Consider the following 24283-nt stretch of genomic DNA (forward strand, 5'->3'; position numbering starts at 1 on the left):
CTACTCGACGGTGACCGACTTCGCGAGGTTGCGCGGCTGGTCGACGTCCAGGCCCTTGGCCGCGGCGAGCTCCATGCCGAACATGTGCAGCGGTGCCACGGCGAGCAGCGGCTCGAACAGGGGCGTCGCGAGCGGGATCCGGAGGACCTCGTCGGCGAAGGGCAGCACGGCGGCGTCGCCCTCCTCCGCGATGGCGATCACCCGGGCACCGCGCGCGCGGATCTCCTGGATGTTCGACACGACCTTCGGGTGCAGCGAGCGGGCGTCGCGCGGGGACGGCACGATGACGAAGACGATCTGGCCGGGCTCGATGAGCGCGATCGGACCGTGCTTGAGCTCACCGGCGGCGAAGCCCTCGGCGTGGATGTACGCGAGCTCCTTGAGCTTGAGGGCGCCCTCGAGGGCGATCGGGTACCCGACGTGACGACCGAGGAACAGCACGCTCCGGGTGTCCGCCATCCACTTGGCCAGCTCGGCGACCCCGGAGGCGTCCTCGATGGTCTGCTGGAGCTTCTCCGGCAGTCCCTCCAGTTCGGCGACCTGGGTGGCGATCTGCTCGGCGGTCAGCGTGCCGCGGAGCGTGGCGAGGTGCAGGCCGAGCAGGTACAGCGCGACGCCCTGCGCCAGGAACGCCTTCGTCGACGCGACCGCGACCTCCGGTCCGGCGTGCGTGTAGATCACCGCGTCGGACTCGCGCGGGATCGTGGCGCCCTGGGTGTTGCAGATCGAGAGGACCTGCGCGCCCTGTTCGCGGGCGTACTTGACGGCCATGAGCGTGTCCATCGTCTCGCCGGACTGGCTGATGGAGACGACCAGGGTGCGGTCGTCGAGCACCGGGTCGCGGTAGCGGAACTCGTGCGCGAGCTCGACCTCGACGGGGACGCGTGCCCACTGCTCGATCGCGTACTTGCCGAGCATGCCGGCGTAGGCCGCGGTCCCGCAGGCGATGACGATGACGCGGTCCACCTGCTGCAGCCGCTCGGCGATCGGGTCGAGGTCGGTCAGCGTGATCGCGCCCTCGTGCACGCGGCCGAGGATCGTGTTGCGCACGGCCTCGGGCTCCTCGCTGATCTCCTTCGCCATGAACGAGGACCATCCGCCCTTGTCGGCGGCGGAGGCGTCCCAGTTCACCTCGAACTCGCTCGGCTCGGCAGGGGTGCCGTCGAAGTGGATGACGTCGACGCCGTCCGGACGGATCGTGGCGATCTCGTCCTGACCGATCGACAGTGCCCGCTGCGTGTACGCGACGAACGCGGCGACGTCCGAACCCATGAAGTTCTCGCCGTCGCCGAGGCCCACCACGAGGGGCGAGTTGCGACGGGCGCCGACGACGACGCCCGGCTGGTCGGCGTGCACGACGAGCAGGGTGAACGCGCCCTCGAGGCGGGCCACCGTGCGTCGCATCGCCTCGGTCAGGTCGTGCGTCTCGCGGAACTCGCGCGCGACGAGGTGCGCGGCGACCTCGGAGTCGGTCTCGCTCTCGAAGGTGACGCCCTCGGCGAGCAGCTCGTCCTTGAGCGGGGCGAAGTTCTCGATGATGCCGTTGTGGATGAGGGCGAGTTTGCCGCCGTCGGCCAGGTGCGGGTGCGCGTTGCCGTCGGTCGGGCCGCCGTGGGTCGCCCAGCGGGTGTGGCCGATGCCGGTGCCGCCGTCGGGGACGGGGTTCGCCTCGAGCTCGTCGACGAGCATCTGGAGCTTGCCGGCCTTCTTCGCCGAGGTCATGTCACCGGCGGGGTCGATCACGGCGATGCCCGCCGAGTCGTAGCCGCGGTACTCGAGACGGCGGAGGCCCCCGAGGAGGACGTCCGTGCTGCTGTTGCTGCCGACGTAGCCGACGATTCCACACATGGGATCGATCCTACGGGCAGTGCCGGGAGCACCCTGCGAGCCGCCCCGGAGGCGGGGGTAGCTTCCGACCATGGGACGCTTCGACGACATCGCCATCACCACCCTGCAGGGCGAGCAGACCACCTTCGGCTCGTACGCCGACAAAGCCGTGCTCGTGGTGAACGTCGCGTCACGCTGCGGCCTCGCCCCGCAGTACGAACAGCTCGAGGAACTCCAGCGGACCTACGGGCCGCGGGGCTTCACCGTCCTCGGCTTCCCGAGCAACCAGTTCCTCCAGGAACTCGGTTCGTCGGAGGCCATCGAGGAGTACTGCTCCGCCACCTGGGGCGTGACCTTCCCGATGTCCGAGAAGGTCAAGGTGAACGGCGGCGGCGCGCACCCGCTCTACAAGGAGCTGAAGCAGACGCCGGACGCTGCGGGCAAGGCCGGTCGCGTCGCGTGGAACTTCGAGAAGTTCCTCGTGGCGCCGGACGGCACGGTCACGCGCTTCCGGCCGACGACCAAGCCGGACGCTCCCGAGGTCGTCGCCGCCATCGAAGCGGCACTGCCCGCCTGACGGGCGGGTGCCGGACGGGAGGCGCGCTCCACCGGACCGTCGTCGCGGGCGGTTGTCGGGCCTCCCGGCTGGGTACGCTCGACCCCATGCCGATCCCGGAGACGACCGTCGCGCACCCCACTCCCTTCGTGGAGATCCCCCGGGACGAGTGGTCGCAGCTCGCGCCGAAGGAGCACCTCTCCCTCACCGAGACCGAGATCGTGCAGCTGCGCGGCCTGGGCGATCGCCTCGACATCACCGAGGTGCAGGACGTCTACCTGCCGCTCTCCCGGCTCCTGACGCTGTACGCCGCCGGCGCACGCGACCTGCACGCCGAGACGAGCCGGTTCCTCGGCGAGCGTGCGAGCCGGACCCCGTTCGTGATCGGCGTCGCCGGGTCGGTCGCGGTCGGCAAGAGCACCGTCGCGCGCCTCCTCCGCGAGCTGACGAAGCGGTGGCCGGACACCCCCCGCGTCGAGCTCGTGACGACCGACGGCTTCCTGTACCCGAACGCGGAACTCGAGCGCCGCGGGATCATGGACCGCAAGGGCTTCCCGGAGTCGTACGACCGTCGTTCGCTCCTCCGGTTCGTCAGCAACGTCAAGAGCGGTGCCGCCGAGGTCCGGGCGCCGTACTACTCGCACCTGGTCTACGACATCGTGCCCGACGCGGAGATCGTCGTGCGGCAGCCGGACATCCTCATCGTCGAGGGGCTGAACGTGCTCGCGCCACCGGTGCACGGACGCCTGGCCCTGTCCGACCTGTTCGACTTCACGATCTACGTCGACGCGAAGACGAAGGACATCGAGTCCTGGTACGTCGACCGGTTCCTGGCGTTGCAGGAGCAGGCGTTCTCGAGCCCGGACTCGTTCTTCCACCGCTTCGCCGAGCTGTCCCGCGAGGACGCCGTCCGCACCGCGACCGAGGTGTGGCGGGCGATCAACGAGCCGAACCTGCTCGAGAACGTCCTGCCGACGCGCTCCCGGGCGACCCTCGTGCTCAAGAAGGCCGCCGACCACAAGGTGACGAGCGTCCTGCTCCGCAAGATCTGACCGCGTCACGCGGTGCCTGCCGTCCCGCGGTGCCTGCCGTCCCGCGGTGCCTGCCGTCCCCGCGGTGCCTGCCGTCCCGCGGTGCCTGCCGTCCCCGCACAACCGAAGCCCGTCCGAACCACGCGAGTGCGCAGTTCGGACGGGTTTCTGTTGTGCGGATGCGATCTACGCCAGCGGGGCGCTAGCGCGGCCGGCGCGGCCGGCGCGGCCGACGCAGGCCCGAGCCCGCGCGGCTACGCGGCGTCGAGCGTCAGGCGCGCACGCACGACGTCGGCGAGCTCCTCGGCGACGCGCTGGGCGTCCTCCTGCGAGGCCGCCTCGACCATCACGCGGACGACCGGCTCCGTGCCCGAGGGACGCAGCAGCACCCGACCGGAGTCACCGAGTGCGTCGGTGGCGGCGGTGATCGCGTCCTGGACGCCCTGGTCGTCGAGCCCGTGCCGGTCGACGCCCTTCACGTTGAGGAGCACCTGCGGGAACACCGTCATGCACGCGGCGAGCTCGCCGAGCGTCTTGCCGGTGCGCGCCATCTCCGCCACGAGGTGGAGGCCCGTCAGGACCCCGTCACCGGTCGTCGCGTAGTCGCTGAAGATGATGTGGCCGGACTGCTCGCCACCGAGCGAGAACCCGCCCTCGGTCATCTTCTCGAGGACGTACCGGTCCCCGACACCGGTCTCGAGCACCGTGATGCCCGCGTCCGCCATGGCCCGCTTGAGCCCGAGGTTCGACATCACCGTGGCGACGAGCGTGTCGTCGACCAGGCGTCCGCGCTCCTTGAGCGACAGCGCGAGGATCGCCATGATCTGGTCGCCGTCCACCGCGTTGCCGTCGGCGTCCACGGCGAGGCAGCGGTCGGCGTCACCGTCGTGCGCGATGCCCACGTCGGCGCCGGCCTCGAGGACCGCGCGCGCCAGGTTGTCGATGTGGGTCGAGCCGACGCCGTCGTTGATGTTGATGCCGTTCGGGTCGGCACCGATGAGCGTGACCTTCGCGCCCGCGTTGACGAACACCTCGGGCGAGACCCCGGAGGCGGCACCGTTGGCGCAGTCGAGCACGACGTGGATCCCGTCGAGTCGGTGCGGCAGCGTGCCGAGCAGGTGGACCACGTAGCGGTCCTCGGCGTCGGCGAAGCGGGTGATGCGCCCGACCTGAGCACCGGTGGGGGTCGGTGCGGACTGGTCGTGCATGGCCGCTTCGATGCGGTCCTCGACCTCGTCCGGCAGCTTGCGACCACCAGCGGCGAAGAACTTGATCCCGTTGTCCGGGGCGGGGTTGTGCGAGGCGGAGATCATCACGCCGAAGTCGGCGTCGACGTCCGCGACCAGGTACGCCGCTGCGGGGGTGGGGATGACCCCGGCGTCGAGGACGTCGACGCCGGCGGAGGCGAGCCCGGCTGCCACGGCGGCACCCAGGAACTCGCCGGAGACGCGCGGGTCACGCGCGAGCACGGCCCGGGGGCGCGTGCGACCGGACGCTCGTCGAGCGTCCGCGTGGTGTCCGTGCGTGAGCACGGCCGCGCTCGCCTGGGCAAGACCCAGTGCGAGCGCGGCCGTCAACTCGCCGTTGGCGAGGCCACGAACGCCGTCGGTACCGAACAGACGCGGCATGCGATCTCCCGCCGTCAGGCGATCAGCGCTTCGAGAACTGCGACGCCTTGCGGGCCTTCTTGAGACCGGCCTTCTTGCGCTCGATGACGCGGGCGTCACGGGTGAGGAAGCCGGCCTTCTTGAGGGTCGCGCGGTTGTTCTCGCGGTCGATCTCGTTCAGGGTGCGGGCGATGGCGAGACGGAGCGCGCCGGCCTGACCCGAGGGGCCGCCACCCGTGATGCGGGCGGTGACGTCGTAGGCACCGAGGAGCTCGAGCACCTTGAACGGGTCGTTGATGAGCTGCTGGTGCAGCTTGTTCGGGAAGTAGTCCTCGAGCGTGCGGCCGTTCACCGAGAAGGTGCCGGAGCCGGGGACCAGGCGGACGCGCGCGATGGCCTCCTTGCGGCGACCGACGGCACCGCCCGAGACGTTGAGGATCTGACGGGGAGCCGCCTCCGACGCGACGGGCGCGCTCTCGGTGGTGAAGGTCTCCGGGGTCTGGTCGATGGAGTCAGCGATCTGAGCCATGAGTGTTTTCTCGTTCCTGGAAGTCGTCGTGGCCGCTGTTACTGCGAGACCTGGTCGAAGGTGTACGGCTTGGGCTGCTGCGCCGCGTGGGGGTGCTCAGCGCCTGCGTAGACCTTGAGCTTCTTGAGCTGCTCGCGACCGAGGGTGTTCTTCGGCAGCATGCCGCGGATCGCCTTCTCGACGGCGCGCGTCGGGTGCTTCTCGAGCATCTCCGGGTAGGTGGTGGCCGTGAGGCCGCCCGGGTAACCGGAGTGGCGGTAGTAGACCTTCTTGGCGAGCTTCGACCCGGTCAGGGCGACCTTGTCGGCGTTCACGATGATGACGTAGTCACCCATGTCCATGTGCTGGGCGAAGGTGGCCTTGTGCTTGCCGCGGAGGAGGGCGGCGACGTGCGAAGCGAGGCGGCCGAGCACGACGTCGGTCGCGTCGATGACGATCCAGTCGTGCTGGACGTCTGCCGGCTTCGGGGAGAACGTACGAGTCACAGGAGTGCTGCTTTCGTGTCGAGGTGAGGAGTCCGTGAATCCCACTCCGGTGGGCGTTCTCGCGGGCAGACGCCCGGCGAACGACCCGGTGGAGGGCCCATCTGACTGTCTGGCGCAACAGAGCGCGCAGACCAAGGTGAGAGCCTAGCGGACGCCGCCCGCTGCGGTCAAACGGTGGCCACGACGGACGGGAGGCGCGGTGCCAGCCGGCACCGCGCCTCCCGTCCGTCAGGTAACCCGTCGGTCAGCCCAGCAGGCTGCGCAGCCAGGCGATCAGAGCGGCGATCGCCGCGAGCGCGTTCGTGATCGGGTTGCCGTGCCCCTGGCCCCCACCGTGGCCAGGGTCGCTGCCGTGTCCGGGGGTCCCGCCACCCGGCGCCGTGAGGCCGGGCAGGTCGATGCCGACCAGGATCGGGTCGTGGTCACTCGCCCGGCGGACGTCGTCGCGGTACAGGTCGGTGACGTTGTAGTCGTACCGGCTGTACTCGAGGCCGACGGACTCCACCGAGTTGATGTTCCAGATGTCCACACCAGTGACGGTCGCGAGGGCCGCCTTCGACGCGAACACGTGGTCGAGCGAACCGCTCAGGCCGTCGAACACGTAGGACCACTCGGCAGCGTCGCGAGTCGGGCCGAGGTCGGTGTAGCCGGCCTGGCGGAGGACCACCGCCGGGTCCTCCTGGCTGTACGCGTTGAAGTCACCGAGCATGAAGACCTTGTCCGTGCCGGACTGCCGCTGCATCGCCGTGGAGAACGCCACCAGGGCGTTCGACTGCGCGACGCGGGAGGCGTTCGACGCGCCCTGCCCGTCGCCCTGGTCGGCGTCCGCTCCGGAGCCGGAGCCCTTCGACTTGAAGTGGTTCGCGATCACCAGGAAGGTGTCCTTCGCGGACGGCTTCGGGGCCTTCCCCTTGCCGGGCTTCGTCACGACCGGTGCGAAGGCCTGCGCGAGCGGCTGCCGGGCGTTGGCGAACGCCGTCGAGTCGGTCAGGATCGTGGAGGCGCCGACGGTCTGCACGCGGTCCTTCTTGTAGATGATCGCGAGCCGGATGACGTCCTCGCTCGCCGGCAGCGCCGTGGGCGACCCCGCGTACGCCCAGGTGTCCTTGCCGGTCGCGGCGTTCAGCGCGGCCACGAGGGTCGCCACCGCGGCGTCACGGTCCTGGCCGAAGCGTGCCGAGTTCTCGATCTCCTCGAGGGAGACCACGTCGGCGCCCAGCCCGTTGATCGCCTTCACGATCTTCACCTGCTGCCGGGCGAGGTCGTCCGCGTTCGCGGCACCGCGGGCGTCGCAGCCACCGCGCACCGTGACGGGGTCGCCGTCGCGGTCGGTGTAGTACGTGCAGCCGGTGAGCTGGTCACCGGTCGTCGGGAAGTAGTTGAGGACGTTGAAGCCGGCGAGACGGACGTCACCCCCGACCTGCTCCGGGGCGGCGGTCCGCACGTCCGAGAAGGCCGCCGGCAGCGCCGCGGCCGGGGTGGCACCGGTGATCGGCGACGTCGGCTGGAACTTCCACGAGTCGTTGCGGTAGTCGAGGACGACGGGCTTCGTGAAGGTCGCCGCAGCGCCGACCGTCACCGGACCCTGGGTGAGCCACGAGACCGGGATCGACTGGTTCACCGCGCTGAGGAAGTTCCTGCTCGCACCGTCGTCGAGGACGACCTTGCGGGCTGCGTTGTCCGCCGTCACGGCGGCCGCCTCGGCGCTGCCCGGGCGGGCCACCTCGGTCGGCTGCAGGAGGCGCTTCGTGCCGGTCGCGAGGACGACCTCGCCGTACTGGTTCGTCGTGTAGTTGTCGGCGACCGTGTAGTCACCCTGCGGCGCGACGAGCATGCTCTCGAGCGACTCGCGCTGTGCGTCGGCGCGAGGGAAGGCGACGGCGGCGGGCAGCGGCGCGACGGCCGGTGTGGCGAGCTTCGTCAGTCCGGCGGCGCTCGGGACCGTGAGTTCGGTGAGCCCGTTGAACTCCGACACGGAGCCGGTGAGCTCGACGGCGTCACCGATCGTCACGCTGCCGGCGGTGGCGGCCGAGTAGACGAACACGGCGTCCGAGGCGGTGTGCGTCCCGAGGTCGAGCGCGCCCCCAGTGCCGGCGGTCTGGACCGTGTAGCCGGCGAAGCCGCCGGTGGCGTAGACCGCGGTGACGACGCCGGTCGTGGTGACGGTCTTGCCGACGTACGGTGATGCGTCGCCGGTGCCCTGCAGCTGCGCGATGCTGATCCGTTCGGCCGGGGGCGACGGCTCGGTCGGCGTCGTCGGGTCGGTCGGCGTGGTCGGGTCCGTCGGCTGCTCACCGTCGCCCGCGGCGTTCTCCGGCGTGACCGTCGACGTCACCCGGAAGTCGGCGGCGTTCGAGTCGGTGTCCGTCGTGCCCGCGCGGGTCAGCGCGTCGGGGACGGAGTTCGCCGTGCCGGCGGTCGCGACCGCGGTCTCGAACGTGTTCGACGTGCCGTAACCCAGCAGGTCCACGACCCCGGGGGTGCCGGCGGCGACCGGCCCGGCGGGGAGCGACAGCGCTGCGGCCTGGTTCGCCAGCACGAGGGTGCCCGTCGACCCGGAGGGGTTCAGGCCGGTGACAGAGTCGGGCTCGGGCAGTGCCACGCCGTTCGTGCCGTTCGAGCCCATCTGCACCAGGTAGGTGCCGTGCGCCGGGACGGAACCGGAGAGCTTGCCGACCGTCGGGGCTCCGGTGCCCGTGGCCGAGCGGTACTGCACCGACCAACCGTCGACGGCGACGGGGCTGTCGGTGGGGTTGCCGAGCTCGACGAACTTGTTCGTGAACGGCTGGTTCGCGCTGCCGCCCTTGAGGTACGCCTCGGTGATCACGAGCCCGGTACCGACCGGGTCGGCGGAGGCCGCGGTGACGGAGACGAGCGGGGCCACGAGGAGCGCCGTGGCAGCGGTGGCGCACAGCAGGGTGCGTCCGACGGATCTCTGCATGGCCGCACGCTACCGACCTGCGGCACCGCTCAGGTTTCCAACGGGTGAACGATCCGTTCCACCCCAGATCGGGGCTCGTGGCAGGGACGCCGAGCAGCGGGCCGGGCGGCCCGTCACGCCTCGATCGGCACCCACTCCGACCCGACGCGGTGCACCGCCGGGCCGTGTCCGGGCAACACGATCGCCGGGTACGGCAGCACGCCCGCGGACTCCACGGCGAGCGCCTGGTCGGCGGTGAAGAACGGCGTGATCATGCGCGGCCGTGGTGCCCACGAGGCCGGCTGGGTGTCGTGGTGGGTGACGACGGCGTCGCCCGTGACGATCGCATCGGCGGCCGGCAGCAGGTACGCGGTGGACCCGGCGGTGTGGCCGGGCGCGGGCAGCGGGGTCATCGCGCGACCGTCGAAGTCCCGCGCGGTGAACGCCCGCGCGGACGGGACGGTGGTCGGCCGGAGCGCGTCCGAGGCGATCGCACGCCCGAGCCACCGCAGCACCCGGGGAGCGGCGAGCCGTCCGCCGATCTCCGCCGGGGTGACCTGCTGGCGCCCCGGTCCACGGACGTTGGCGAGTTCGTCGGCGTGCGCGAGGACCTCGACGTGCGGGTGACGCTCGAGGATCCCGGGCAGGCCGCCGACGTGGTCGACGTGGCCGTGGGTGACGTACACGCGTCGGAGTTCGTCGAGGTCGTGGCCGGCGAGCAGCACGCTGTCCAGGACGAGGTCGGTGTCGGCGGGGTACCCCGCGTCGATCAGGGCGACGCCGTCCTCCTCGGCGAGGACGACCCAGTTGGACACCGGCCCCTCGACGAACACCACGCCGGGTGCGACGGAGACGAGGGAGCGCGGAGCACGAGGAGCCATGCCCCGACGGTAGCGCCCTGCGCCGAGACGCGACGCGGGTGCCTGCCGCTCAGTCGCCGGGCCGGTGTCCCTCCGCGTCGCGACGGGCGCGTGTCTGCACGGCACGGGCCTCCAGGGCGTCGTCGTCGGGGTACCCGACCTCCGTCAAGGTGAGCCCACGGGCCGGGGCGACCGTGAAGGCGCTCGTGCGCTCGGCGGCGATCCGCAGCTCGTCGAGCCGGTCCGGCGTCAGGCGGCCCTCGCCGACGGCGAGGCAGCCGCCCACCATGGCGCGCACCATGGAGTGGCAGAAGGCGTCGGCCTGGAGGCTCGCCACGAGCACGCCGTCCGGCTCGCGGTCCCAGCGGAACTCCTGCAGGGTCCGGATGGTGGTCGCGCCCGCACGCGGCTTGCAGAACGCCGCGAAGTCGTGCAGCCCGAGCAGGCGGAGCGAACCGCGCTCCATCACCGCCCGGTCCAGGCGCCCCGGGTACCAGGCCGTGTGTCCGCGACGGAGCGGGTCACGGGCGGCATCGAGGTCGGCGACCCGGTACCGGTACCGCCGCCAGACCGGTGAGAACCGCGCGTCGAACCCCGGCGGGGCGACCGACGCCCGGGTGACGACGACGTCCCCGTCCGGCCCGGCGAGCCCGTTCAGACGGCGGACCAGCCCGGCGAAGGGGTCCCGCGTGGTGCCGTCGGCGGCGGGACGGCGGGGACGGGAGAGCGCGGCCCACTGCTCGTCGCTGAGGTCGAGGTGCGCGACCTGCCCGGTGGCGTGCACACCGGCGTCGGTGCGGCCGGCGACCGTGAGCTGCGGCGGTGTGCCCCAGCGGGTGAAGACGGTGGCGAGGGCGGACTCGAGCGCGCCCTGCACGGTCCGGAGTCCGGGCTGTCGGGCCCACCCGGAGAACGCGGCTCCGTCGTAGGCGATGTCGAGCCGCAGCCGCACGCCGGCCTCGCCCTCGGTCCGGCCGGTCTCGCTCACACCTCCACGGTACCGACGTCAGCGCGACGTCAGCGCCGTCGGGACAGGCTCTGCGGGATCGAGGTCGGTACCGGACCGTGATGTGCGCCCGCGTCCGAGCCGGTCGCGCGTCTCCATACTGAACACATGCACAAGAAGACCGTCACGAGGGGGGTCGTGGCCGTCGCACTCCTGGCTGCGCTGAGCACCGGCATGACCGCCTGCACACCCACGACGAGCGCCGACCCGACGCCCACCCCGACCGACGCGAGCCCCTCCTCGTCACCGACCTCGGACCAGACGCCCGCCACGACCGACTTCGGCACCGAGCCCTCGGCCGGCGACGCGCCCGCGTGCGACGCCCTCCTGCCGGACGACCTCGTCCGCGCGCTCGTCCCCGATGCCGAGCCCGTCGACGCCATCACCGAACTGGCCCACCCGGCCGCCACGTGGAACGCCACCAGGCTCGCCGGCGGGACGGGATGCTGGGCGTCCAACGGCAGCTCCCCGCTGGACGACCGCGCCGCGCGCACGGCCGACGAGCCCGCCTACGAGGGCGTCCGGGTCGCCGTGCTGCCGGACGCCGCTGCCGCGTTCCGGACCGCCGGCACGGACGCGACCGCTCCCGCGGAGAGCGCGACCACGGTGCGCTGCGCCGTGAGCGATGCCGCACGGGTGTACTGCAACGGTGGTGTGCTCGCCGGGACGGCCTGGGTCGACGTCGCGGTCGTGCGTCTGCAGACCGCCGCGGACGCCACCCCCGAGGCGATGCAGCCCGAGTACGAAGCGCTCCTCGAGCACGCACGGGAGACCGTCGCCGCGTCCCCGGCTGCATCGGTGGACGGCGACGACTCGGACGACTGGTCGTTCACCGACTGCACGACGGACGGGGTCGCGGCCGTCGCCGACACCACCCTCCGCGACTCGGTGACGCTGACCGACACCCCGCCGACCATCGACGAGTTCGCCCAGAGCCGGGTCGGCGGCAGCACGTGCCGCTTCGTCGGCCCGGAGTACACCACGGGCGCGGTGTACGCCTCGGTCCCGGACAGCGGGTGGGTCGTCGAGCAGCGGCTCGCGGCGGGCACCGTCGACCGCGACGGACGGATCGACCTCCCGGGGCTCGGCGCACGCGACGCCGCATGGCGCACGTGTGACGAGCTCGCCTGCACGATCGACGTGGTGCACGACCGCACCTGGACGCAGTACCTCCTGACGACCGAGGCGGCATCGGACACCGCCGCCGCGGTCGAGCGGTGGGCGGCGTCGTCGTTCGGCTCGTGACGCGTCGGCGTCAGCCCCGCTGACCGCCGTGCCCGCGTCGGCGCACGAGCCGGTCGCGGATGCTCGTCGGCTCGGCAGGGCCGGTCTCGGTGTCGGCATCCCGGGTCGCCCGGCGCTCCGACTCGACGATGCCGCGGAGCGCCACCAGCGCCGTGGCGGTCACGGCGACGTCCGACGGGAACTCGTGCGAGGCGTCGAGCACCTGCTCGAGCTCCGCGATCGCCCGGTCGCCCTCGTCCGGCGGGTGGTCGCCGCGGACCATCGACGCGACCTGCCGGACGGCGTGCACGAGCGGCGTCGTGAACGCCTCGTCCGGACGTCCGAGGTTCGCCGACACCGGGCCGGAACGAGCCACCAGCTCCGTCAGGTCGGTCGTGTACCAGGCGACCCGCTCGAGCGCGCGGAAGCGGGCACCGTCGCGCTGCAGGCGGGCACGTGAGCCGCGGAGCGCACCGCGGGGGTTGATGCGGCGGCTCTCCCGAGCGATCGACACCCGAGCCCGGACGTCGGCGATGGCACGGTCGAGGCGGTCCTGCGCCTGGTCCCACGCGCGCTCGTCACGCTCGCCCTGTTCGAGCACGTCCGCGAGGCCGTCCAGGTGCGTGGCGAGGACGGTGTTCACCTGGTCGATGCGGCGCTCGGCGTCCCAGAAGTGGAGGGGCGGGAACACCAGGAAGTTCACGAGGAGCCCGACCACCACGCCGACGGCCATCTGCACCAGGTACCCGAGCGAGTACCCCTCGGCGTGTGCACCGCCGACGAGCAGGACGAAGAGCGCCGCCGTCGACACCCAGGAGCTCCCCTCGCCGAGGACCCGGAACCCGCCGACGAGGACGCCGACGCCGACCGTGATCGCCACGGCCAGGACCCCGGGGTCGCCGACCCACATCGTGAAGGCGGCGACCGCGATGCCGAGCGCGATCCCGACCAGGGTCTGCAGCCCGCTCCGGAGTCCGGCGAACACCGTCGTCTGCATCGCCACGACCGCGCCGAGCGGGGCGTAGTAGGGGTACTCCGCTGCCACACCGGGCACGTTCTGCGCGACCAGCCAGGCAATGGTCGCCGCCGCAGCTGCTTTGGCGGCATGCAGCAGCCGGGGCTGCGTGCCGGAGTCCCGGCTCCACCGCCACAGTCGGGTGCCGACGCCGGCGACGTGCTGGAACTGCATCGGGTACCTCGTCTCTCGGTCGGCACGGTGTGGGGGCGGACGCTGGTCGGGCCTCCCGGGCCTCCCGGGTCTGCCGGGTCTGCCGGGCCCGCCGGGTGGTCCGAAACCGCGTGGTCAGGAGCCTGCGCGGTGGAACAGGAAGGCCCCTGCAGCAGACGCTGCAGGGGCCTTCCTGTGGTGCGGTGCGACTACTTGGACGCGTCCGCGGCGTCGTCCGACTTCGCAGCGGCGTCGGCCTCGACCTCGGCAGCAGCGTCGGTCGTGGTCTCGTCGGCGACCGGGGTCGACTCCTCGGTGGTCTCGGTCTCCTCGACCGGGGCCGCCGTGGTCTCCTCGGACGTGGTGTCCTCGGCGACCGGCGCAACGGCGGCCGGGGCAGCGTTGCGCGTGACGGGAGCCGGCGAGCTCGAGACGGGCTCGAGGACGAGCTCGATCGAGGCGAGCGGCGCGTTGTCGCCCTTGCGGAAGCCGAGCTTCGTGATGCGGGTGTAGCCGCCCTGGCGGTCGGCCACCTGCGGCGCGATCTCCGTGAACAGCGTGTGCACGACGGTCTTGTCGCGCAGGGCCGCGATCACGCGACGACGCGCGTGCAGGTCGCCGCGCTTCGCGAACGTGATGAGCCGCTCGGCGACCGGACGGAGGCGCTTGGCCTTCGTCTCGGTCGTCGTGATGCGACCGTGCGTGAAGAGGGCGTTGGCGAGGTTGCTCAGGAGCAGGCGCTCGTGGGCGGGACCGCCACCGAGGCGGGGGCCCTTGGTGGGCTTCGGCATGTCAGTTCTCCAGTGGTGATGGTGGTGCGCCCCGTGTCAGGAGCGCGTGCGCGTCAGCGCGAGGTCAGTTGCTGGACTCGTCCTCGTCGTACCCGCTGTAGAAGTGGGCACCGTCGAATCCGGGGACGGTGTCCTTGAGGGACAGGCCGAGCTCGGTGAGCTTGTCCTTGACCTCGTCCACCGACTTCTGACCGAAGTTGCGGATGTTCATGAGCTGCGTCTCCGACAGGGCGACGAGCTCGGACACTGTGTTGATGCCCTCCCGCTTGAGGCAGTTGTAGCTGCGCACCGACAGGTCGAGGTCCTCGATCGGGGTCTGCAGCTCGTTCGAGAGCACGGCGTCGACCGGCGCGGGGCCGATCTCGATGCCCTCGGCCGCCGTGTTCAGCTCGCGGGCGAGCCCGAACAGCTCGACCAGCGTGCGACCGGCCGACGCGATGGCGTCGCGCGGCGTGATCGCGGGCTTCGACTCGACGTCGACGACCAGGCGGTCGAAGTCCGTGCGCTCACCGGCACGCGTCGCCTCGACGCGGTAGGTGACCTTGAGCACGGGCGAGTAGATCGAGTCGATCGGGATCTGACCGGCCTCGCTGAACTCCGAGCGGTTCTGGGTCGCCGAGACGTAGCCGCGGCCACGCTCGATCGTCAGCTCCAGCTCGAAGCGCGCGGAGTCGTTCAGGGTCGCGATGACGAGGTCCGGGTTGTGGATCTCGACACCGGCCGGGGCGGAGATGTCCGCCGCGGTGACCTGCCCCGCACCCTGCTTGCGCAGGTACGCGGTGATCGGCTCGTCGTGCTCGCTGGAGACGACCAGGCTCTTGATGTTCAGGATGATCTCGGTGACGTCCTCCTTGACACCGGGAACGGTGCTGAACTCGTGGAGGACACCGTCGATGCGGATGCTCGTGACGGCAGCACCGGGGATGGACGAGAGGAGCGTGCGGCGCAGCGAGTTGCCGAGGGTGTAGCCGAAGCCCGGCTCGAGCGGTTCGATGACGAAGCGCGAGCGGAACTCGGAGATCGACTCCTCGTTCAGGGTGGGGCGCTGTGCAATGAGCACTGTGGAATTCCTTTCGGCGAAGTGTCCGCTATATGACACTTGGCGGTACGACGGGGCCGGCCGGGCCCCGACGGGTCTGTTTCAGTTGTGATCACGCGCACTGGAGTGCGCGATCGAACGACCAGGAATGGCCGACCCCGCTCGTCCCGGTCAGGGAACGAGCGGGGAACGGCCGGTTGCTCCTCGCGTCAGACGCGGCGGCGCTTCGGCGGGCGGCACCCGTTGTGCGCCTGCGGCGTGACGTCGTTGATCGAGCCGACCTCGAGGCCAGCGGCCTGGAGGGAACGGATCGCCGTCTCGCGACCCGAGCCCGGGCCCTTGACGAAGACGTCGACCTTCTTGACGCCGTGCTCGGCGGCCTGACGGGCGGCCGATTCGGCGGCGAGCTGCGCCGCGAACGGCGTCGACTTGCGCGAGCCCTTGAAGCCGACGGCGCCCGAGGACGCCCAGCTCAGGACGGCACCCGACGGGTCGGTGATGCTGACGATGGTGTTGTTGAACGTGCTCTTGATGTGGGCCTGGCCCACGGCGACGTTCTTCTTCTCCTTGCGGCGCGGCTTGCGCGCGGCGGTCTTGGGGGTAGCCATCGTGATCTCCTATCGAGCCTTCTTCTTGCCTGCCACGGTGCGCTTCGGGCCCTTGCGGGTACGAGCGTTGGTCTTGGTGCGCTGACCGCGCACCGGGAGACCACGACGGTGGCGGAGACCCTCGTAGCTACCGATCTCGACCTTGCGGCGGATGTCGGCGGCGACCTCACGGCGGAGGTCACCCTCCACCTTGAACGTGCCCTCGATGTAGTCGCGGAGGGCGACGAGCTGGTCGTCGGTGAGGTCCTTGACGCGGATGTCGCCGGAGATGCCGGTCTCCGCGAGCGTCTGGACGGCGCGGGTACGGCCGACCCCGTAGATGTAGGTGAGTGCGATCTCCACGCGCTTCTCGCGCGGGATGTCGACGCCTGCTAGACGTGCCATTGTGCTGGCTGCTCCTGTTGTCGATGGAGGTGTGGCGCAGTACCGGTGCCCGGGCCTCCGTCCCGAGGTGTCCCCCACCCGCCGAGGCGGATGGGTTCTGGTACTGCGTTGTCGATCTTCAGTTGTGGTTCGTGCTCGAGCCGCAGGCGGTCTGACGACCGGCGACCCCGCTCACGCGGCAAGCTCCCGGAGGAGCCCCACAGGGACTAGCCCTGGCGCTGCTTGTGACGCGGGTTGCTCTTGCAGATCACCATGACGCGGCCCTTCCGGCGGATCACTCGGCAGTGCTCGCAGATGGGCTTGACGCTGGGGTTGACCTTCATTGTTCGTTCCTCGTGCTCGCTGGCTTCGTGCTCGGCGGGTTCGCCGGGCCGTTCCTTTCCAGCTCGCGGATCACTTGTAGCGGTAGACGATCCGGCCGCGGGTCAGGTCGTACGGGCTCAGCTCCACGATCACGCGGTCCTCGGGGAGGATGCGGATGTAGTGCTGGCGCATCTTCCCGGAGATGTGCGCGAGGACCTTGTGTCCGTTGGTCAGCTCAACGCGGAACATCGCGTTGGGCAGAGCTTCGAGCACCGAGCCCTCGATCTCGATGACGCCGTCTTTCTTGGCCATAGCCTCACTGTCGCTTGGTTGGATTACCGGTGTGATCCCCGAGCCGGTCTGCGGGTCGGGCGCCACGCCAGAGGGCATGGCACACCAAAGATCGATCTTATGTGGTACACCGCCGATTGCCAAGTGCGCCTGCATGTCGGAGCGGCGCGGGCACCCCAGTGCAGGGGACGAGCCGCCCGGATCGGCCCGCAGATCCGCTGTTCGACAGGTTCTCCACAGCCGGAGCGATGCCGGAACAGGGCCCAGCCCCGTACGGTGACGAGAGCAGTCACCGAAGGAGGACCCCCGTGCCCGACGCCCCCGGCCGCGCGCGCCCCGTCGCCCGCCACGGCCGACTCCCCCGCCGCCGCGCCTGGACGACCCTCCTGTCCGTCGTCGCATCCGCGGCCGCGGTCCTGCTCGTCAGCGGCACCAGCGTCGCCGCGATCGCCGGCGCCCAGCTCGCCGCGGCGCCGCAGACGGTGCAGCTCAGCACCGACGACCAGAGCACCGCGGAGACCGCCGACGTCACCGCCATCGAGGGTGGCGCGAACATCCTGCTCATCGGGAGCGACACCCGCGTCGGGCAGTTCGACTCCGACGAGGACGTCGAGGGCGCCCGCAACGACGTCACGATGCTCGTGCACGTGTCCGAGGACCACCAGCAGCTCACCGCGGTCAGCTTCCCCCGGGACCTGATGGTGCCGATCCCGGCCTGCACCAACCCCGAGACCGGGACGACCTACCCCGCAGCGGAGTCCGCGCAGTTCAACACCGCGCTCGGCAACGGCGGTGTCTCCTGTGTCGTCGACACGGTGGAGAACCTCACCGGCCTCACCGTGCCCTACGCCGGGCTCATCACCTTCGACGGCGTGATCGAGATGTCGAACGCCCTCGGCGGGGTCGACGTCTGCGTCGCGACCCCCATCGACGACACCTTCACCGGGCTGCACCTGACCGCCGGCGCGCACTCCCTGCAGGGTTCGGACGCGCTCGCCTTCCTCCGCTCGCGCCACGGCGTCGGCGACGGCAGCGACCTGGCCCGCATCAGCTCCCAGCAGGTCTTCCTGTCCGCACTGCTCCGCCAGGTGACGGCGGACGGCACCCTGTCGAACCCGATCACCCTCTACAAGCTCGCCGGCGCAGCGCTGTCCAACATGACGCTGTCCGACGGCCTCGCGCAGACCCGGACCCTCGTCGGCCTCGCATCGACCCTGCGCGGCATGAGCACCTCGAGCATGCTCTTCGTGCAGTACCCGGTCGTCGACGACCCCGCCGACGCGGCGCGCGTCGTCGTCGACGAGGCCGCCGCCCACACGCTCAACGTCGCCCTGCAGACGGACGAGCGGACCTCGCTCAGCGACTCGTCGACCGGTCGCGCGTCGCAGGAGTCGTCCGACACAGAGACCCCGGCTCCGTCCGCGAGCCCGTCCGATGCCGCGCCGTCGGACGCCGCGACCGCCGCGACCGCCGCTCCGAGCGCGTCGGCCACGCCGGACGGACAGACGACCACGACGAGCAGCCCCTCCTCGACGCCGCTGCCCTCCTCGATCAGCGGACAGAGCGCTGCCGAGGAGACCTGCTCCGTCGGGAACTGAGGGACCGCGCGACGGACGGTCCGGGGTCGGGGACGCCGGGCCTCCCGTCCGGCCCCGACCCGTCGGCGCCGTCGGCAGGGTCGCCTCCGCACGCCGACGGAGCCCGTCGCGTGACGGCGGCGGGTGGGAGATGCGCGGCGCAGCCGCACCGAACCAGCCACATCCTGCCGGGAGGCCCGTCCCGCGTCACCAGGGTCGGCTGCGTTCCAGGTCCTGCAGCGTCGACGGGAGCACCGGGTGCCGGGCCGGACGGCCTCCGTGCCCGGAGCTCGAGACGCGGTCGGGAGGCGCGCTACGGGACCGGGACCGGCGTGACGCCGAGGGGTGTCAGCCCGGCGGCCCCACCGTCGGCGGCGGTCAACACCCAGATGCCGTCGGCGTGCACCGCGACGCTGTGCTCCCAGTGGGCGGCATCGGACCCGTCGAGCGTCCGGACCGTCCACTCGTCGTCGTCAGTCGAACTGTCGATCGTGCCGGCGGTGACCATCGGTTCGATGGCGACCGCGAGGCCCGGCTGCACGGCAGGGCCGGCACCGCGGACACGGTGGTTGAAGACCGGTGGCTCCTCGTGCATCGACCGGCCGATCCCGTGGCCGGTGAAGTCCTCGACGATGCCCCACGCCCCGGTCTCGTCGATGGCGTCCTCGACGGCCGAGCCGACCTCGTGCAGGTTCCGTGCGTGCGCGAGCGCTGCGATGCCGTGCCACAGCGCGCGCTCGGTGGTGTCGGACAACTTCTGCCGGGCGGCCGCCACGGTGGGGTCGCCGCCGGGCACGACCACGGTGAAGGCGCTGTCACCGTTCCAGCCGTCGACCTCGGCCCCGGCGTCGACCGACACGATGTCGCCGGCCTGCAGCACCCGTGCGCTGGGGATCCCGTGCACGATCTCGTCGTTCACCGAGACGCAGAGCGTGTGGCGGTAGCCCGGCACGAGCTGGAAGTTCGGGATGCCCCCGCCGTCGCGGATCGTCCGCTCGGCGATCGCGTCGAGCTCCGCCGTGGTCGTCCCGGGACGGATCGCTGCTCGGACGGCGTCCAACGCCTGCGCGGTGAGGAGACCCGGGCGCACCATGGCGCGCAGCTCCTCGGGCGACTTGTAGATGGAGGGCTTCCGTCGACGCACCGGACCGACCCCGGTCAGACGGCGGCCGTGAGACCGCGGGTCGTCAGGGCCTCCGCGATGCGGTCCCCGACCTCGTCCACGGTGCCGAGACCGTCGACGTCGGCGACGAGTCCGCGCTCCTGGTAGACGGCGACGATCGGCGCGGTCTGCTCCTGGTACACCTGCTGGCGACGACGGATCGTCTCCTCGGTGTCGTCAGCGCGACCCTGCTCCCCCGCACGCTTGAGCAGGCGCGCCACGAGGGCGTCCTGGTCGGCGACGAGCTGCACGACGAGGTTGATCGCCGCACCCTGCTCCGCGAGGAGCGCGTCGAGGTACTCGACCTGTGCGGTGGTGCGCGGGTACCCGTCGAGCAGGAACCCCTGCTCGGCGTCCGGCTCGGCGAGACGGTCCCGGACCAGCGCGTTGGTCAGGTCGTCCGGCACGTACTCACCGGCGTCCATGAGCGCCTTCGCGCGCTGCCCCAGGGGCGTGCCGTCGGCGACGTTCTTGCGGAAGATGTCGCCCGTGGAGATCGCGGGGATCCCGAGCGCCGACGCGATGCGGCCGGCCTGGGTGCCCTTGCCCGCTCCGGGAGGTCCGACGATGATGAGGCGTGCGCTCAACGGAGGAGCCCTTCGTAGTGACGTTGCTGCAGCTGCGAGTCGATCTGCTTCACGGTCTCGAGGCCGACACCCACGATGATCAGGATGCTGGCACCGCCGAACGGGAAGTTCTGGTTCGCCCCGAACAGCGCCAGTGCTGCGAGCGGGATGAGCGCGATGAGACCGAGGTAGAGCGCACCGGGCAGCGTCACCCGGGTGAGGACGTAGTCGAGGTACTCGGCGGTCGGACGTCCGGCTCGGATGCCCGGGATGAACCCGCCGTACTTCTTCATGTTGTCGGCGACCTCTTCGGGGTTGAAGGTGATCGCGACGTAGAAGTACGTGAACCCGACGATGAGCAGGAAGTACAGGACCATGTAGAACCAGTTGTCACCCGAGGTCAGGTTGCTCTGGATCCAGGTCACCCACGGGGCCGGCGCGGAGCCGTCCGAGGGCTGGTTGAACTGTGCGATCAGCGCCGGCAGGTACAGCAGCGAGGACGCGAAGATGACGGGCACGACGCCGGCCATGTTCACCTTGATCGGGATGTACGTGTTGTTGCCGCCGTAGGTGCGACGCCCGACCATGCGCTTGGCGTACTGGACCGGGATGCGCCGCTGCGACTGCTCGACGAACACGACGGCCATCATGATGACCAGGCCGACCAGGATGACGAAGAGGAAGAGCTCGAACGACTGCGACTGCTCGATGGCCCAGAGCGCCGACGGGAACTGCGCGGCGATCGAGGTGAAGATGAGCAGCGACATGCCGTTGCCGATGCCGCGCTCGGTGACGAGCTCGCCCATCCACATGATCAGGCCGGTGCCCGCGGTCAGGGTGATGACCATCAGGAGGATCGCGTACCAGCTGTCGTTCGAGATGATCGACGTGCAGGAGGCCGAGGCGCTCGTGCCGAAGAGGGCACCCGAGCGGGCGACGGTGATCAGGGTGGTGGACTGCAGCACGCCCAGCGCGATGGTGAGGTAGCGCGTGTACTGCGTCAGCTTCGCCTGACCGGACTGACCCTCCTTGTAGAGGGAGTCGAAGTGCGGGATCACCACGCGCAGGAGCTGCACGATGATCGACGACGTGATGTACGGCATGATCCCGAGCGCGAAGACCGAGAGCTTCAGGAGCGCGCCGCCGGAGAACAGGTTGATCAGGTCGTACAGGCCGCCGGAGGACGACGCGGACGCCAGGCAGGCCTGCACGCTGGCGTAGTCCACGAACGGTGCCGGGATGTACGAGCCGAGGCGGAACAGCGCGATGATCGCGAGGGTGAAACCGATCTTCTTCCGAAGATCTGGGGTGCGCATGATGCGCGCGACCGCTCTGAACACGAGTTACTCCGAACTTCTGTGACCGGTTGACCGGTCGAGCCGGGCGAGGTCGCCCGTGGCCGGAAGCGCCGACCCCGTGGTCCGGCACGCACGTCGAACGACGCCGTGTTCCGGACCTGCCATCAAGGAAACCGTAACGGCGGCCCGCGCGCAATGCGCGGGCCGCCGCCGACGGGGACTACTTGGTGACGGTGCCGCCCGCCGCCACGATCTTCTCCTCGGCGGATGCCGAGACCTTGTCGACCGTGACGGTGATCGCCACGCTGATGTCACCCTGACCGAGAACCTTGACCTTCTCGTTCTTGCGGACGGCGCCCTTGGCGACCAGGTCCGCGACGGTGACGTCGCCACCGTTCGGGTAGAGCTCCGCGATCTTGTCCAGGTTCACGGGCTGGTACTCGACGCGGAACGGGTTCTTGAACCCGCGGAGCTTCGGGGTGCGCATGTGCAGCGGCATCTGCCCACCCTCGAAGCCGACCTTGACCTGGTACCGGGCCTTCTGGCCCTTGGTGCCACGGCCGGCGGTCTTGCCCTTCGAGCCCTCACCACGGCCGACGCGGGTGCGGTCCTTCTTGGACCCCGCTGCCGGACGAAGGTGGTGGACCTTCAGGATCTGGACGCGCTCGTTCTTCTCGTCGCTCATGCGTCGACCTCCTCGACCTTCACGAGGTGCGCAACCGTCGCGATGTACCCGCGGTTCTGGGAGTTGTCCTCACGCAGGACCGTACGGCCGATGCGCTTGAGACCCAGGCTGCGGAGCGTGTCGCGCTGGTACTGCTTCTCGCTGATGACGGACTTCGTCTGCGTGATCTTCAGCATCGCCATCACGCACCTGCCTTCTCGTTCGCAGCCGTACGAGCGGCCGCCTCGGCGTGCAGCAGACGGGCCGGGACGACGTGGTCGACGGGCAGACCACGACGGCTGGCGACGGCACGCGGCTCTTCGAGCTGCTTGAGCGCCGTCACGGTCGCGTGCACGATGTTGATGGTGTTCGACGAACCGAGCGACTTGCTCAGGACGTCGTGGATGCCGGCGCACTCGAGCACGGCGCGGACCGGACCACCGGCGATGACACCGGTACCGGCAGCGGCCGGACGCAGGAGGACGACGCCAGCGGCGGCCTCACCCTGCACCGGGTGCGGGATCGTGTTGCCGACGCGGGGGACGCGGAAGAAGTTCTTCTTCGCCTCCTCGACGCCCTTCGAGATGGCGGTCGGGACCTCGCGGGCCTTGCCGTAGCCGACGCCCACCAGACCGTTGCCGTCACCGACGACGACGAGCGCGGTGAAGCTGAAGCGACGACCACCCTTGACGACCTTGGAGACGCGGTTGATGGTGACGACGCGCTCGAGGAACTGGCTGTCGCCGCCGCGACCGTTGCGGTCGTTGCCGCCACGGCCACCCTGCTGACGGTCACGCCCGCCACCGCTGCCGCCACCACGACGGCCACGGTTGTCGACGGAGTCGCGGTTGTTCGATGCCGAACCCGCAGCGGTCTCGACGGGACGCTCGACGACCGGGACGTCGGGCTCCTTGGCCGCGGGGGCCTTCGCCTCGGTCGCGGTGGTCTCGGCGTCGGTCGTCTCGACCTCGGTCGTGGCCTCGGCGTCGTCGTTGGTGTTCGCGATGTCGCTCACAGGTTCAGCCCTCCTTCACGGGCACCATCGGCGATCGCGGCGACGCGACCGGCGTACTTGCTACCGCCGCGGTCGAAGACCACGGCCTCGACGCCAGCCGACTTCGCGCGCTCGGCGACGAGCTCGCCGACGCGACGGGCCTTGGCGGTCTTGTCGCCGTCGAACGAGCGGAGGTCGGCCTCCATCGTCGATGCGCTGGCGAGGGTGTGACCCTTGGCGTCGTCGATGACCTGGACGAACACGTGACGTGACGAACGGGTGACGGCGAGACGGGGACGGGTCTCGGTCCCGGTGATCTTCTTCCGGAGACGGTTGTGGCGACGCGCCTTGGCAGCCGCCTTGCTCTTGCCTCGAGTACGAGTTCCGATGGCCATGATCACTTACCTGACTTTCCGGCCTTGCGGCGCACGATCTCGCCGGCGTAGCGGACACCCTTGCCCTTGTAGGGCTCAGGCTTGCGCAGCTTGCGGATGTTGGCCGCGACCTCACCGACGAGCTGCTTGTCGATGCCGTTCACGGTGACCTTGTTGTTGCCCTCGACGGCGAAGCTGATGCCGGCCGGCGGGTTGACCGTGATGGGGTGGGAGTACCCGAGCGCGAACTCGAGGTCGCTGCCCTTGGCGGCCACGCGGTAACCGGTCCCGACGACCTCGAGGCCCTTGGAGTAGCCCTGGGTGACGCCGATGATCTGGTTCGCGATGAGCGAGCGGGTCAGGCCGTGCAGCGCGCGGGAGGAACGCTCGTCGTCCGGGCGGCTGACGAGGACCTGGTTGTCCTCGACCTTCGCCTGGATGGGCTCAGCGATGACGAGCGAGAGCTCGCCCTTCGGGCCCTTGACGGCGACGTTCTGGCCGTCGACCGAGACGGTCGCTCCGGCCGGGATGTCGATGGGGAGACGTCCGATACGAGACATGATCGATCACCAAACGTAGGCGAGGACTTCCCCACCCACGCCCTTCTGCTCGGCTTCGCGGTCGGTCAGGAGCCCCGAGGAGGTCGACAGGATCGCCACGCCGAGGCCACCGAGGACCCGGGGGATCTCGGTCGACTTCGCGTAGACGCGGAGGCCCGGCTTCGAGACGCGCTTGATGCCGGCGATCGAACGCTCGCGATCGGGGCCGTACTTGAGGTCGATGGTCAGGGTCTGCCCGACGCGGGCGTCCTCGACCTTCCACTCGCTGATGTAACCCTCGCGCTTGAGGATGTCAGCGATGGTCTGCTTGAGCTTGGAGCTCGGAAGCGAGACGGCGTCGTGGTGCGCCGAGTTCGCGTTCCGCAATCTGGTCAGCATGTCTGCGACCGGATCGGTCATCGTCATGATGCGTTTCCGTCCTTCGTCCGGTTTCGACACCCGTTCCACGAGTGCCGACCT

The 24283-nt window shown here is 70.6% G+C and carries 27 protein-coding genes; 4 read left to right on the plus strand and 23 right to left on the minus strand.

Annotation, left to right across the window (positions count from 1 at the left end; all coding sequences use genetic code 11):
• On the minus strand, positions 1 to 1848 hold the full coding sequence (gene glmS / locus DEI84_RS00305) for a glutamine--fructose-6-phosphate transaminase (isomerizing) (protein ID WP_110889265.1): 1848 nt from the start codon (positions 1846 to 1848) through the stop codon (positions 1 to 3).
• 70 nt (positions 1849 to 1918) lie between these two features.
• Here glmS and DEI84_RS00310 point away from each other — a divergent pair, with 70 nt between their 5' ends.
• Positions 1919 to 2404 carry a glutathione peroxidase gene (locus DEI84_RS00310; protein WP_110889266.1) on the plus strand — a complete coding sequence of 162 codons (486 nt, stop codon included), beginning with the start codon at positions 1919 to 1921 and terminating at the stop codon, positions 2402 to 2404.
• Positions 2405 to 2490: 86 nt separating this feature from the next.
• Complete coding sequence (gene coaA, locus DEI84_RS00315) at positions 2491 to 3435, plus strand: type I pantothenate kinase (protein WP_110824218.1); 945 nt, start codon at positions 2491 to 2493, stop codon at positions 3433 to 3435.
• A gap of 233 nt (positions 3436 to 3668) precedes the next feature.
• Here the strand turns inward: coaA and glmM are convergent, their stop codons facing one another.
• The 6 genes from glmM to DEI84_RS00345 all read right to left on the minus strand — a co-directional run bounded on the left by glmM (position 3669) and on the right by DEI84_RS00345 (position 10803).
• Entirely contained in the window at positions 3669 to 5042 is a 1374-nt protein-coding gene (glmM, locus tag DEI84_RS00320) for a phosphoglucosamine mutase (protein WP_110889267.1), read from the minus strand.
• A gap of 22 nt (positions 5043 to 5064) precedes the next feature.
• Entirely contained in the window at positions 5065 to 5550 is a 486-nt protein-coding gene (gene rpsI / locus DEI84_RS00325) for a 30S ribosomal protein S9 (RefSeq protein ID WP_110824220.1), read from the minus strand.
• Between the two features lie 38 nt (positions 5551 to 5588).
• On the minus strand, positions 5589 to 6035 hold the full coding sequence (rplM, locus tag DEI84_RS00330) for a 50S ribosomal protein L13 (protein WP_110824221.1): 447 nt from the start codon (positions 6033 to 6035) through the stop codon (positions 5589 to 5591).
• A gap of 244 nt (positions 6036 to 6279) precedes the next feature.
• Entirely contained in the window at positions 6280 to 8976 is a 2697-nt protein-coding gene (locus DEI84_RS00335) for an ExeM/NucH family extracellular endonuclease (protein WP_110889268.1), read from the minus strand.
• Positions 8977 to 9089: 113 nt separating this feature from the next.
• Entirely contained in the window at positions 9090 to 9836 is a 747-nt protein-coding gene (locus tag DEI84_RS00340; protein ID WP_110824222.1) for an MBL fold metallo-hydrolase, read from the minus strand.
• A gap of 49 nt (positions 9837 to 9885) precedes the next feature.
• On the minus strand, positions 9886 to 10803 hold the full coding sequence (locus DEI84_RS00345; protein ID WP_258371625.1) for a tRNA pseudouridine(38-40) synthase TruA: 918 nt from the start codon (positions 10801 to 10803) through the stop codon (positions 9886 to 9888).
• A 126-nt stretch (positions 10804 to 10929) separates the two neighbouring features.
• Between DEI84_RS00345 and DEI84_RS00350 the strand changes: the two genes are divergently transcribed.
• Entirely contained in the window at positions 10930 to 12066 is a 1137-nt protein-coding gene (locus tag DEI84_RS00350; RefSeq protein WP_110889269.1) for a hypothetical protein, read from the plus strand.
• A 10-nt stretch (positions 12067 to 12076) separates the two neighbouring features.
• Here DEI84_RS00350 and DEI84_RS00355 read toward each other — a convergent pair whose 3' ends face one another.
• The 7 genes from DEI84_RS00355 to infA all read right to left on the minus strand — a co-directional run bounded on the left by DEI84_RS00355 (position 12077) and on the right by infA (position 16650).
• On the minus strand, positions 12077 to 13234 hold the full coding sequence (locus tag DEI84_RS00355; protein ID WP_110889270.1) for an aromatic acid exporter family protein: 1158 nt from the start codon (positions 13232 to 13234) through the stop codon (positions 12077 to 12079).
• 188 nt (positions 13235 to 13422) lie between these two features.
• Positions 13423 to 14004: a 50S ribosomal protein L17 gene (gene rplQ, locus DEI84_RS00360; protein WP_110889271.1), complete on the minus strand. Its 582-nt coding sequence runs from the start codon at positions 14002 to 14004 to the stop codon at positions 13423 to 13425.
• 64 nt (positions 14005 to 14068) lie between these two features.
• Positions 14069 to 15064, minus strand: coding sequence for a DNA-directed RNA polymerase subunit alpha (locus DEI84_RS00365; RefSeq protein WP_110824226.1), 996 nt, complete (start codon positions 15062 to 15064; stop codon positions 14069 to 14071).
• Positions 15065 to 15252: 188 nt separating this feature from the next.
• Positions 15253 to 15651, minus strand: a complete 399-nt coding sequence (rpsK, locus tag DEI84_RS00370) for a 30S ribosomal protein S11 (RefSeq protein WP_110824227.1) — start codon at positions 15649 to 15651, stop codon at positions 15253 to 15255.
• 9 nt (positions 15652 to 15660) lie between these two features.
• Positions 15661 to 16035, minus strand: coding sequence for a 30S ribosomal protein S13 (gene rpsM / locus DEI84_RS00375; RefSeq protein WP_110824228.1), 375 nt, complete (start codon positions 16033 to 16035; stop codon positions 15661 to 15663).
• A 206-nt stretch (positions 16036 to 16241) separates the two neighbouring features.
• Entirely contained in the window at positions 16242 to 16358 is a 117-nt protein-coding gene (gene rpmJ / locus DEI84_RS00380) for a 50S ribosomal protein L36 (RefSeq protein ID WP_022903266.1), read from the minus strand.
• Positions 16359 to 16428: 70 nt separating this feature from the next.
• Positions 16429 to 16650, minus strand: coding sequence for a translation initiation factor IF-1 (gene infA, locus DEI84_RS00385; protein ID WP_017885509.1), 222 nt, complete (start codon positions 16648 to 16650; stop codon positions 16429 to 16431).
• 287 nt (positions 16651 to 16937) lie between these two features.
• Between infA and DEI84_RS00390 the strand changes: the two genes are divergently transcribed.
• Positions 16938 to 18227, plus strand: coding sequence for an LCP family protein (locus DEI84_RS00390; RefSeq protein WP_258371626.1), 1290 nt, complete (start codon positions 16938 to 16940; stop codon positions 18225 to 18227).
• Positions 18228 to 18519: 292 nt separating this feature from the next.
• On the opposite strand, the gene map is transcribed toward DEI84_RS00390, so the two are convergent.
• The 9 genes from map to rpsH all read right to left on the minus strand — a co-directional run bounded on the left by map (position 18520) and on the right by rpsH (position 24229).
• Entirely contained in the window at positions 18520 to 19350 is an 831-nt protein-coding gene (map, locus tag DEI84_RS00395; protein ID WP_258371627.1) for a type I methionyl aminopeptidase, read from the minus strand.
• 14 nt (positions 19351 to 19364) lie between these two features.
• Positions 19365 to 19955 (minus strand): adenylate kinase, encoded by a 591-nt coding sequence (locus DEI84_RS00400; protein WP_110889274.1) that lies wholly within the window; start codon positions 19953 to 19955, stop codon positions 19365 to 19367.
• Positions 19952 to 21274: a preprotein translocase subunit SecY gene (gene secY / locus DEI84_RS00405; RefSeq protein ID WP_110824231.1), complete on the minus strand. Its 1323-nt coding sequence runs from the start codon at positions 21272 to 21274 to the stop codon at positions 19952 to 19954. Before secY ends, DEI84_RS00400 begins: the two co-directional genes overlap by 4 nt.
• Before the next feature lie 178 nt (positions 21275 to 21452).
• Positions 21453 to 21917, minus strand: a complete 465-nt coding sequence (gene rplO / locus DEI84_RS00410) for a 50S ribosomal protein L15 (protein WP_110824232.1) — start codon at positions 21915 to 21917, stop codon at positions 21453 to 21455.
• Positions 21914 to 22099, minus strand: coding sequence for a 50S ribosomal protein L30 (rpmD, locus tag DEI84_RS00415; protein ID WP_082517835.1), 186 nt, complete (start codon positions 22097 to 22099; stop codon positions 21914 to 21916). The genes rplO and rpmD overlap by 4 nt, the downstream gene beginning before the upstream one ends.
• Positions 22099 to 22911 carry a 30S ribosomal protein S5 gene (gene rpsE, locus DEI84_RS00420; protein WP_181419464.1) on the minus strand — a complete coding sequence of 271 codons (813 nt, stop codon included), beginning with the start codon at positions 22909 to 22911 and terminating at the stop codon, positions 22099 to 22101. Before rpsE ends, rpmD begins: the two co-directional genes overlap by 1 nt.
• A complete protein-coding gene (rplR, locus tag DEI84_RS00425) occupies positions 22908 to 23285 on the minus strand; it encodes a 50S ribosomal protein L18 (RefSeq protein ID WP_110824233.1) in 378 nt (125 codons plus the stop codon). The genes rpsE and rplR overlap by 4 nt, the downstream gene beginning before the upstream one ends.
• A gap of 2 nt (positions 23286 to 23287) precedes the next feature.
• Positions 23288 to 23824, minus strand: a complete 537-nt coding sequence (rplF, locus tag DEI84_RS00430; RefSeq protein ID WP_110824234.1) for a 50S ribosomal protein L6 — start codon at positions 23822 to 23824, stop codon at positions 23288 to 23290.
• A 6-nt stretch (positions 23825 to 23830) separates the two neighbouring features.
• Entirely contained in the window at positions 23831 to 24229 is a 399-nt protein-coding gene (gene rpsH, locus DEI84_RS00435) for a 30S ribosomal protein S8 (protein WP_110824235.1), read from the minus strand.
• Between the last annotated feature and the right edge of the window lie 54 nt (positions 24230 to 24283).

Source organism: Curtobacterium sp. MCBD17_023 (assembly GCF_003224415.1).
Lineage (GTDB): Bacteria > Actinomycetota > Actinomycetes > Actinomycetales > Microbacteriaceae > Curtobacterium.